At 39.5% G+C, this 10,689-nt stretch carries 11 protein-coding genes; 3 read left to right on the plus strand and 8 right to left on the minus strand.

Annotated features, from left to right (window positions below):
* Positions 1 to 144: 144 nt before the first annotated feature.
* Positions 145 to 1,353, minus strand: coding sequence for a hypothetical protein (locus tag FAZ19_RS17305; RefSeq protein WP_136822000.1), 1,209 nt, complete (start codon positions 1,351 to 1,353; stop codon positions 145 to 147).
* A 521-nt stretch (positions 1,354 to 1,874) separates the two neighbouring features.
* The gene (locus FAZ19_RS17310; RefSeq protein WP_136822001.1) at positions 1,875 to 2,303 is read right to left on the minus strand and encodes a nuclear transport factor 2 family protein; all 429 of its coding nucleotides are present in this window, start codon (positions 2,301 to 2,303) and stop codon (positions 1,875 to 1,877) included.
* A gap of 656 nt (positions 2,304 to 2,959) precedes the next feature.
* Here FAZ19_RS17310 and FAZ19_RS17315 point away from each other — a divergent pair.
* Entirely contained in the window at positions 2,960 to 3,898 is a 939-nt protein-coding gene (locus tag FAZ19_RS17315; protein ID WP_136822002.1) for an Rpn family recombination-promoting nuclease/putative transposase, read from the plus strand.
* A gap of 313 nt (positions 3,899 to 4,211) precedes the next feature.
* On the opposite strand, the gene FAZ19_RS17320 is transcribed toward FAZ19_RS17315, so the two are convergent.
* The 4 genes from FAZ19_RS17320 to FAZ19_RS17335 all read right to left on the minus strand — a co-directional run bounded on the left by FAZ19_RS17320 (position 4,212) and on the right by FAZ19_RS17335 (position 8,276).
* Positions 4,212 to 5,174 (minus strand): alpha/beta fold hydrolase, encoded by a 963-nt coding sequence (locus tag FAZ19_RS17320; protein WP_136822003.1) that lies wholly within the window; start codon positions 5,172 to 5,174, stop codon positions 4,212 to 4,214.
* 275 nt (positions 5,175 to 5,449) lie between these two features.
* Complete coding sequence (locus FAZ19_RS17325) at positions 5,450 to 6,532, minus strand: M23 family metallopeptidase (RefSeq protein WP_211245525.1); 1,083 nt, start codon at positions 6,530 to 6,532, stop codon at positions 5,450 to 5,452.
* A gap of 322 nt (positions 6,533 to 6,854) precedes the next feature.
* On the minus strand, positions 6,855 to 7,082 hold the full coding sequence (locus FAZ19_RS17330; protein ID WP_136822005.1) for a hypothetical protein: 228 nt from the start codon (positions 7,080 to 7,082) through the stop codon (positions 6,855 to 6,857).
* A 36-nt stretch (positions 7,083 to 7,118) separates the two neighbouring features.
* The gene (locus tag FAZ19_RS17335; RefSeq protein ID WP_136822006.1) at positions 7,119 to 8,276 is read right to left on the minus strand and encodes an FAD-dependent oxidoreductase; all 1,158 of its coding nucleotides are present in this window, start codon (positions 8,274 to 8,276) and stop codon (positions 7,119 to 7,121) included.
* 95 nt (positions 8,277 to 8,371) lie between these two features.
* On the opposite strand from FAZ19_RS17335, the gene FAZ19_RS17340 reads away from it, so the two are divergent.
* Together FAZ19_RS17340 and FAZ19_RS17345 are read left to right on the plus strand one after the other, a co-directional pair.
* Positions 8,372 to 9,337: a helix-turn-helix domain-containing protein gene (locus FAZ19_RS17340; protein WP_136822007.1), complete on the plus strand. Its 966-nt coding sequence runs from the start codon at positions 8,372 to 8,374 to the stop codon at positions 9,335 to 9,337.
* Positions 9,338 to 9,406: 69 nt separating this feature from the next.
* A complete protein-coding gene (locus FAZ19_RS17345; protein WP_169305694.1) occupies positions 9,407 to 9,835 on the plus strand; it encodes a putative quinol monooxygenase in 429 nt (142 codons plus the stop codon).
* A gap of 114 nt (positions 9,836 to 9,949) precedes the next feature.
* Here the strand turns inward: FAZ19_RS17345 and FAZ19_RS17350 are convergent, their stop codons facing one another.
* Together FAZ19_RS17350 and FAZ19_RS17355 are read right to left on the minus strand one after the other, a co-directional pair.
* A complete protein-coding gene (locus tag FAZ19_RS17350) occupies positions 9,950 to 10,339 on the minus strand; it encodes a VOC family protein (protein ID WP_136822008.1) in 390 nt (129 codons plus the stop codon).
* Positions 10,340 to 10,360: 21 nt separating this feature from the next.
* Positions 10,361 to 10,549: a hypothetical protein gene (locus FAZ19_RS17355; RefSeq protein ID WP_188876147.1), complete on the minus strand. Its 189-nt coding sequence runs from the start codon at positions 10,547 to 10,549 to the stop codon at positions 10,361 to 10,363.
* Positions 10,550 to 10,689 lie beyond the last annotated feature (140 nt).

Consider the following 10,689-nt stretch of genomic DNA (forward strand, 5'->3'; position numbering starts at 1 on the left):
CTCGGTATAGCCTAATTCACTCTGACACTGGTATTTTAAGTCATAAAAATAGTAAAATAATGGATAGTTTCATATACCCTCAAATGGGTATTTTTATATTTATAGGACGGATGGCTTTCGCCAATGTAACTTTGATCCCTTCTATCAAAGAGCAATCAACGAAAACCTTCGACCAGACGACAAGGGAATAAAAAACTTGTTAAAATCTACACTACCACCTATCAGAAACATACATATCGGTGAATCATATCTAATATTCGAGTAATCCCGCCCATAATGTATCCTGGCGACGATACCTAGTGCCCGCCAGTTCTGTTGCGTGTATTTGATAAAAAGACTATTATTCATTCTGTATTTATTTTCATGCGGATAATTGCTCATATTTCCGAAAATATATTCATACTCTAGTCGTGTGATTAACTCCCTGTTATTATATGGGCGAACTTTTATTGATCTCTCCCCTGTAGGTGTTTTCTCTATAGCATCTATTACCTTCCTAGTTTTTAATACATTGAATAGTTTTCTAAATTGTAAAAATCCAACTACCCGATCCGTGCCATAAGCATTCCGTTGTTCATCTGAATATTTGAACGGGCCAAACCAAGTAGCATCGTGTTGATACGCTAATTTTGCAGAAAACATATTTCTGGATCTGAAAAGATGAGAGTAGGTCAACCCTGTCTGTATATAATTTGTAGAGAAATCGCCTTTTAGATAGTCGTTTCTACGATCTGCAGTTTCATCACTTGATTCCGTATAGAAGAAACCATCCGGCTGTCCATTAGAGAAATGGTGAGCGGTAACATTCAATGAGAGCGTGCTCAACGGTTTGTCAAGTTTTTCCCAGTTTTGAAAAGGTAGCCTCGAGTCAGCATATATTATGCGATATTTAGATTCTGTATTCCAGATTACCTTGTCGATTGTGAATCCAAAAATATTGTTGTTTGGGACAAGTGGGCTAGAGCCGTCCTTAGTCATTCTCACATTAAAACCATAATCAAATGTCAATCGAGATGTTTGCCAAAAGTGCTTGCCATGGTTTCTGCCCATCATTATTGGAGTTTGATGATATATATTACCTTCGAAAATATAACCATTCATTCCTTCTCCGTCTCTTAACGCAGGACTAACACGTTCAAGATATTGAGGCTTTCCCGGAATAGGGATCGCTAGATAAGAGATTTTTTCATTTGCAAACCAGATATTCTGCATAGCAGTATACACACTCTTGTCTACGTTCTGACTTAGCAAGCCAACATAGATATTATCCATGTTTGAAGAGTCAGTCTGAGAAATAGCGAATAGATTCCCAAATAATCCTACCAGGAAAATAATGATTTTTTTTGTGTTCATAAGTTTTTAGATAATTGATTTTCAGTTAATAATAATTCTAAATTAAGAAGAATCAATATATATTACAAGTTTTTATATGTCGAATTTCTTAGCTTCAGGGTAAGATTATGTATCGCAATAGCGGTGCTATGAACAAGCAAAAGGTTTATGGTCTGATCAGTGGAGAGTGAATTCTTTCCGATTTTGAAGTTGACTACTCTTTGGATGACATTTTGAATAAAAGATCTATAATTTCAACGTCCGTATTAGGCGCGTGGTATATCAAGAAGTTTAAAGATATTTTTGATGCTTGCAAATTGTAAAAAAGAGTGGTTAGTGCAAAAAATGCAATAACCACTAAGCATCTCAATGAAAGAAAATTAGAACCTTTTTGAACTGTAAGGGAATCCTTGACAGTTCAAAAAGATGTTAATCGGAACGTCAATTGTAAAGTGCTAAGACTGATAAAAAGGGCAAGGTTAATTTAAATAAAGAAGGCCTGCACTCCTGCAGGCCTCACATAGAAACAAAAATACCCAGTTTTAGGGGTATGTCGTTACCACTTTGCTTACCTGCCAGCCATTTTTGGTGTTGCACAGTGTAATGTGGTCTACACGGGTGAAATTTTCGAACTCCATGGTCGCTTTCGCTATGCAAGATTTACCACATTCATCCAGTATTTGGTAAGTTGTTTTGCAATTGTACTGTAGCCCTTTATTCTGTTTTAGGAACTTCGTGTATGCTTTTTTGCCATGTTTATTGTCGCTTGCTGTGTTGTGGTATTCGAAATCGGTAGCAAATAGTTGCTCGTTAAACTCAACATTGCCTAATGCTGTGGCGTCGAGATAGGCCGCGACGATGCCTACTGCGGTCATATTTTTTAAGGGGTTTGCTTTCTCAGCAGCAAATGCCATAGAAGAAGCAAATAAGATAAGAGCTGTTGCGATGGAGGTGATGATAGTTGTTTTCATGTTGGTAGTTTTTTATGTTTTAAAAGTTGTTATGTCTTATTGTTTGAGTCAAAAGTAGGGCAGAAGTTGATGCTAAGGAATGGAGATTAGACCAACGCTTCCCATTATTCGGTGAATACGGAAAAGATATCGGTAAAAAATATACGGAAGCATCTACTAAGCCTTTCATATCTTAAAGACGCAAAAGATCACGCTATGGTTGCATCACTCGATTCAAGTGTAGGTGAGGGAAGTTACCTTTCTCGTCGCGAGCAGTAAGTATTCCCTTCGTCACTGCGAGGAAGTATGACGAAGCAGTCTTATCTACCTATGCTAAGTCATCCTCCGAGGTTAATTGTCTTACTTGATATAGAGTTTACTTTGTATCATGGCGAGAAAAAAACTCGCTGCGAAGGTAATCCATGGGATGACGCTTAGTTTATAGCAGAGCTAGATCGCGGGGTTGAGGAATATGATCATGGAGAAATCGCAACTTACACTATTGTAGATGTTGAATCTGGTATTTGCGGCGGTTGTTCGGAAATTCCGAACAACCAGCTGAAATTGTAAGCCATTAAAGTGGTTAGTAATCTTCATATTTTTTTTGCTAAAAAAATTAGTTTTAATGGTCGATATTTTGTACTTTTGACAGTAATAACTAGTTATATCCAATATTTATGCATAGATATATAGACCCAACCACCGATTTTGGTTTTAAACGGATATTCGGAATGGAGCCGAATCGAGACCTATTGATAGCTTTTCTCAATGGTGTATTTCTTGGACGTAAAGATATCGAAGATATTGTTTACAATAGGAATGAACATGTTGGAGACACTGAAGAAACAGGAGGCGTAATCTTTGACCTGACCTGTACAGCTACCAATGGAGAAAAATTTATAATCGAAGTCCAGCGTAGCTCCCAGATTAATCTCAAAAGACGCATGCTGTATTATGGAAGTAAATTGATCGCCGATCAGGCTCCTAAAGGAAATCGAAAACAGTGGAATTATGCTATCAGCGAGGTGTATGTTATCGTACTGATGGATGGATTTCGTATTCCGGGAGGCAATGGTTCTAAAGATTTTATGCACGATATTTGCTTGTGTAACAGGGAGACAGGAGAAGTTTTTTACGAAGATCTTGGTTTTATTTACTTAGAATTGATTAACTTTACCAAAGGTGAGGCAGAGTTATCCAACGATTTGGATAGATGGTTATATGTATTGAAGAATATGTCCGTGATGGATAAATTACCCCGCTATCTGCGTAAGCCTATTTTTGAAAAATTATTCAGTATAGCTGAATATAGTAAATTAAGCAAGGAGGAAAAGGCTATGTACGATGTGAGTTTAAAACGTAAATGGGACGCGGAATCAATCCGGGAAACGGCTATCATTGAACAAGAAAGAGCTCGTAAGGAAGGATTGGAACAAGGATTGGAACGAGGAATTGAACAAGGAATTGAACAAGGAATGGGGACTAAAAATTATGAGATTGTAAAGAAACTTATTGTCCAACATGATTGGTCTGATGCATCTATTGCCGATTTTGTTGAAGTATCCCTTGATTTTGTCGAGAAGGTGCGTAATGAGTTAGCCAAGAACAACAAATAGATATTTCCTGCTTTAAATAATGAGATATGCAATGGCCGTTCGGTATTCCGTTCGGCTTTTTATGTAAAGGTTGATGGACCTCATATATTCTTTTAGATTCGAAGGCTTCCCATTTAAATCCTAGGGTTTTCTATGCGTGATAGCTATCGGCCTTATGTAAGCACTCACCGCAAATAGTGGTTTTATTCAGAATTTCAGTTGGTCGGAATATATCCGACCAACTGCTTTCAACGGAATTTAAAGTGATTGTCTCTACACTGTGGAGACAATTAAAAGTAATGAAAGACTCCCATCGAATAGCGCTATTTCCCTATTAAGCATTTTGTTGTTCTAGCCATTTTAAAATCGATTGGGTAGTTTCCTCTGGTTTTTCTTGTTGAATCCAATGACCACACTCCAGACTAACAATATCCAAATTAGGAACGATATTTTTTAGGTTTTCAGATTTTGGAATCGTGTCCTGTTCACCGTATATCATAAGAGTCGGCTGATGAATGATTGGGGTTATGTCCGCCATTAAGTGCCAGTTTCGATCAAGATTTCTATACCAATTTATACTTCCTGCAAACCCTGATGACTCAAAAGCAGAAACAAATACAGACAGTTCGTTGTCTTCCATTAAGGGTTCCCCAAGTGGTTTTTCCGCTCTTGCGAGATTTATCATTAGCATTCCGGGTTCCGGTGGTGTGGGAGGTACGTTTTTGCGGAATATGTTACGGAGGAACCGGGATGCGTTTTCATTCATTATAGCATCTGCTACCCCTGGTTGCCGATTGAAGTGAACAAAATAGAAGTCTCCTCCAAATATTGCTTCCATAAACTCAATCCATGGTCTTTCTCCACGCTCTTGATAAGGCAAAGCCAAGTTTATTATTTTATTTACCCGTTCAGGATGCAATAGTGCCAAACTCCATACCACATTTGCACCCCAATCGTGACCAACAAAAGTGGCATCTTCATATCCAAAGTAATCAAGTAGTGCAACGAGGTCACCCGTCAAGTGTTCAATGTCATAATCAGTTACTTCGGTCGGACTGGATGAGTTGCCATACCCTCTCTGATTTGGAATGATGACATGATAGCCAGCTGCAACAAGTGGAGGCACCTGATGACGCCAAGAAAAAGCATGTTCCGGAAAGCCGTGACAGAGCACAATAGGTTTTCCAGCATTTTGTTTACCCGCTTCAAATACTTCCAGTATCACACCGTTGACTGAAATAAGATCGGGTTGGTAAAAATTACTTGCGTTAAGCATAGAATTATTTTCGTTTGTCATTTTTATTCTTTAGAAGATTTAATTAATGATGCAAACTTATGCCTGCCAAGTGACAGCCTTATGTCAGTGGCACGATGGTATTCGTACATCTATCGAATTTCGATAAGGGATATTCGGCGGAGCAAATGCTTCTGGTTCTTTTCATGGTAGGAACTTCAGGATGAGCTTAGGGGAGGTATACATGCAATGGGAAGTTTGTATACACTGGAGTGGCAGTACGATTACGGGGCAAGATACTATGATCCGGAGGTCGGCAGATGGAATGTGGTGGAGCACTATCTCCTCACAAATCCCGCTATCGTATCCCTGGCTACCACATGCAGCCACTTGCCCGTTTGAGCCAACAGTTTAACAGGTTCGCCCTTGTCGAGCTGTAAGCGAGTAGGGTAAGAAGTGCCGGGCCCAGTACGTAGTAGCATACGTTCTGTCAAGGCTTTCGGCTGTAATGTGTCATATTCCCAGTCGGGGGGAATAGCAAATTTTTTAACGAAGTTGAGTGGATCTACCGCACCACTACGTCCGTATACGCCGAAATGCAAATGTGGAGGCCCACCTGCGGCATTTCCCGTATTGCCTACGAATCCCAAGGTATCTCCACGTAGCACCTGTCTGCCGCTATGGACAGCTGTACTATCGAGATGAGCGTAGTACACACGGAAACCCAGTTTGTTTTCGCTTAGCCATATCTGCTTCCCGCCAAGGCTTCCCCTTTCTCCAGCAAAGTCGATCCGTCCGTCGGAGACCGCCAGTACAGGAGTGCCTCGTGCAGCAAAGATATCTATACCCTCGTGGCGACGTGCACCACCATCCCGATCCGCTCCCCAAAAACTCTGGATTGCGCCGTTATCCTTACCGATAACCGGAAAATGATAAGCTGGTTGCGTGTAGATCTTTACCTGGTACACAGCCGAATCATTTAGCAGAGGTTGAAGACTGATTCGAACACTATCGTCATCATGGGCCGACCATTCAACCGTGCTTGATGCACCAGATAGCTCTGCCAGCAGCTTTTTCGACGGGGTCGTGTTTGAGTTAAAAAATTCCAATAAGAAGCCTGTACCGTCCGAGGGCCTTTTCAGTTCAGCCACCAGTTGTTGGCCCTGTTTGACGGAGACGGCGTACACGATGGCAGAGGCATCAGGGTGCCCGATTTGTATAGTGGCGAGATAAGGGAGTTCGATTTGCAGGGGATCAGCCATCGCCCTCTCGTGCGAAGCCTTCCACAGCCCAAAGAGACTGTCATTCCTTGGGAAGCTGCTCTCGTATTTGCCACGCTCGGTATGCTGTAACAACGTACGTATATGCGTACAGGTACTAATTAGGAGGAGCAATAAGATGTATATGGGCCAATGCTTCATAAGCAACTTATCAACAAATGAAATACCATAAGGTTTGAGACCTGTCGGTGAGATCTTTGATTTGGACCAATTCATCGGAACTGCAACCGCAAGTAAAAATGAGAGACTTTTTTACTTGCTAATCTTTCTTTATCCAGTAGCATTTGATCTTTACTATACCTCAGCAGATAAGCTGAAGGCAGTGGAGCGGGAAAGTATATCTTGCATATGACCAAAAAGAATCTCATTTAGAGGGAAGAAAAAATACGAAAGTAAGCAAGTCGCTAAATATAATTGCGACTAATGCGGTCATATTATACCACCGCACTTTCTTATTAGTTTTTCAAAATCGAATAATACAGTTGATACCGATGATGTGTTGCAAGGGGCCAGTGAATTTGAAAAAATCAGCCGGAGTCTTAAAAGTAAAATAGTTTCGGGCGACATCAATGGACTTAGGAAGCTGGTGCCCCCAATTGGGTGCATCGACGATTGAATTATAAAGGTTTACAAACAGTAATCCGCTGCTTATCACAATGGCAATATGCAGTACAAAAATTTTAATCTTCATTTTTAAAAATTGGATAAAATTGTTGTTGAGCTTTTATCAGTGGACAAGACGAAACGTATCTACCAAAAATTTCAGGGCTTCTTTAGCGTGCATATTTTCCATAGATTGCAGCGTAACCTCAGTGATGTCGGCAGCACGCTGGCACATCGCCCTTTCATATTTTGAAATTGCAGTTTTGATGTCACTGAAATCCGTTGCTGTTAGTTGTTCCGCAAGTTCGAGTGCATCCAGCATTGCCATATTTACCCCTTCACCCGCGTACGGAGGCATACGATGTGCAGCATCACCCAACATCGTTAGGTTCGATAAGCTTTCCCATTGCTGGTCGGGGGGGAAATGATATTGCGGCCGAGGTACAAAATAGCTTTCATCACTTGCAAATAGTTCGTGCCACTGGTCACCCCAATCTGCAAAACTTTCTTTAAACCAATCGTACACTGAATCTTTGTTTTCGAAATTGATACCAGAAGTTTTTACCCAGTCTTCCGACTCCTTAGTTCCGGTATAGAAGGATAGCGACCCATCACCTTTAGTACTTAGGATAATGCTTTTCTCATGTCCCAGAGCAAATATTTTTCCGCCTTTGGCTAGTTTCCATAGTTCCGGTGCATTCGTCGCGGCCTTGTATATATTGCCTTCCACAATGGTTAAACCCGAATAAACGGGAGCGATATCGGTAATATATTTTCTGATTTTTGAATTAGCACCATCTGCTGCAATGACTAAATCAGAATAAACTCTATCACCGTTATCGAAGATGATTTCCCATCCTTCATCTTTAGCTTGCAGAGATACAAATTTCGAATTCCAGACAATAGTATCTTTTTCCAGTGAAGCAATCAACAAATCACGGAACGGACCTCTATCTATTTCCGGGCGGAAAGAAGTGCCGATTTGCTCTATCGGAATTTCATTGTTATGGTCGTCAAAATGCACCACCGCATTATGGTCGGTTATACGCATTTTATCCGCATCAGGGCGATAATGTTTTTTAAAATCATCCAACAAACCAGCAGCAATCAAGGCCTTCAGCCCGGACTCTTCATGCAAGTCTAAAGTTGCACCTTGCTGACGTACATTTTTGTCGGTATCCCTTTCGTATACTTTTACTTCACAACCTTTCAGCTGTAACAACCTGGCAAGGGTCAGTCCGCCGGGACCACCCCCAACGATGGATATTTTTTTATTTAGCATTGAAATCATTTTTTTTATTTTAGTAATACAAAATTATTACACCTTAAACAATTATAATAGTTGAATAAGTCTTAAAAATACTCGTAAACGGCATAATGGAAATTGAAATTAAATCAAAAGACGGATTAGGAATGCTCGCTGCTTTTGCAGAAAAAATAGGTAGCACCATCGAAAATGGAAGGGTGGAAGTGCCAGAAGAGTTTGGAACAGGCTTTATACAAGGCTATAGTTTTGATGAGCGATTACGGATGATGATATTGAACTATCAACTACATCAAGACTTTGCCATTAGCCGAAGAAATCAACCTACCAATATGCTCATATTTAATTTTCAACATATTATCAATTCACCTAAATCGCAAACAGGCGCCAAATTCCAACCGTCGGTTCAAATTACGACCCAAGGATTGAATGTGCAACTTTTTATTCCAAAAAACTCCATTCAAAATTCTATATCATTGAGTATTGATGCCAGTTACCTACGAGAATTGATAGGAGCACGCATAAACCATCCTTTAGTAAACACCATTCTGGAAAATAAGCACCCCTTGTTGTTTGAGGAGTTTGTATTTGTTCCGCTGCTGAAAGTTGTAGATGATATCATGACAAGTAATGTTCCGATACTGCTTCACGATTTTTACTACAAGCTAAAAACGCAGGAACTCATTTGCCATTTACTGATTTCGCTGGTCAGCAGGGATGAGAAGAAAGTGCACGGTTTGAATATTGCTGATATCAAGATGTTGTATCAAGTAAAAGAACGTTTACTTGATAACCTTGAAGAAGCACCTTCAGTTGCGGAGCTATCAAAATTTTCCGGTATGAGCGAGACTAAATTGAAAAGAATATTTAACCAGGTTTTCGGTAAGAGTATATTTCAATATTTCCAAAATTTCAGAATGCAGGAAGCTGCCCGCTTGTTGACAGAAGAACGGCTGTCTGTTTCGGAAGTGGGATATCAGCTTGGTTTTTCAAACTTGGGCCATTTTACCAAAGTTTTTGAAGAGGTAATTGGAGTTAAGCCGAAAAGATATAGCAAGTTTGGTAATAAAGTTCTTTAAATGGCTACGGAGAAATGATTGTTTTGGCTTTTTGTGTAAATTAGCTTCGAAGTATAAATAGGTTAATAAATGGAAATTAAGAGAAGTGTATATCTAGTTTTACTGATTATGATGGTTTGTCTGTCGTGTGGGCAGACACAACAAAAACAGAACAGCTTTACATCAGACAATATGATGATAAGGATTGCAGAAATAGAAATTGAACCAAGTTATCTTGATGAATATATAGCGATACTTAAGGAAGAAGCAGAAGCTTCTGTGAGACTAGAGCCTGGAGTTATTTCAATTTACCCGATGTTTCATAAAGAAAATCCTAATCAGGTAAGAATACTGGAAATTTATGCTGACGGAGAAGCATATAAAGCACATTTGCAAACACCTCATTTCAAACATTACAAAACGGCAACCGCAAATATGGTTAAATCTTTGAAGTTAATTGATATGAGCGCTATAGATGGACAGACAATGCCCCAGATATTCAAAAAATTAGGTCAGTAGATTTTGGAATGAAAAAAGAGAATAAGACAGAGATTTTTTAAAAGATAAAGAGGACTTTCAAATCCGGAAAAAATGGTATGTGGACCTGTCAACGAGAGAGAATTGGTTTTCAGCTTACACAGTTGAGTCTTCAAGTATAGATAATATATTACCGTCGGGATCTTTAAACCAAGCAATATAAGGTCCTTGCTCGGATCTTGAAATTCCCTTTTTATCAGTTTTGAGATGTTCCTGATCATATTGCTCAAAAGTTATACCTTTCTCTATCAAATCATCCACCGCTTTCTCGATATTACTTACAGGAAAGTTGAGCACGGTAAATACCGCTGGTTGATGATCGGGTTTTGGATAAATTATCAGGTTTGATGAACCCGAAATTTCAAGTTCTAAAATGCCCATAGCGTTTTCTTTAGCTGCTAGGCCAAGAACATTTTGGTAAAAGTTTTTTGCTTTAGCTATGTCTTTTACTGCAAATGAGCTGAATGCTTTTGATTCTTTAAACATAATATGTCAGTTTACAATTTCTTATGATTTCCAAATACCCAACAAACGTCTAATCACGATTATTTCAGCTATATGATAGGCGTTATGGTCAGCAATTTGTAAAGCTTCACGTAAAATAGTCTGTCCGGTACCGTGAGGAATTTTGGCAAACAATTCTTCTGTTTCTAAAAGCTTGATAAAGTCTTTTAGGTTATCATCAATCTGTTTCAAGCAATCCTTCCATTGGATATTACGGATCGATTAGTGCCAGTTATTTCGGTCAGTTGATGCCGGCTATTACGGTTCAAAAGGTGCCATTTTAGAATAATTTCAGCCCCGTTTTTACGGTTCGTTTTGTGCCATGTCCATTT

This window comes from Sphingobacterium alkalisoli (assembly GCF_005049105.1).
Classification (GTDB): Bacteria; Bacteroidota; Bacteroidia; order Sphingobacteriales; family Sphingobacteriaceae; genus Sphingobacterium; species Sphingobacterium alkalisoli.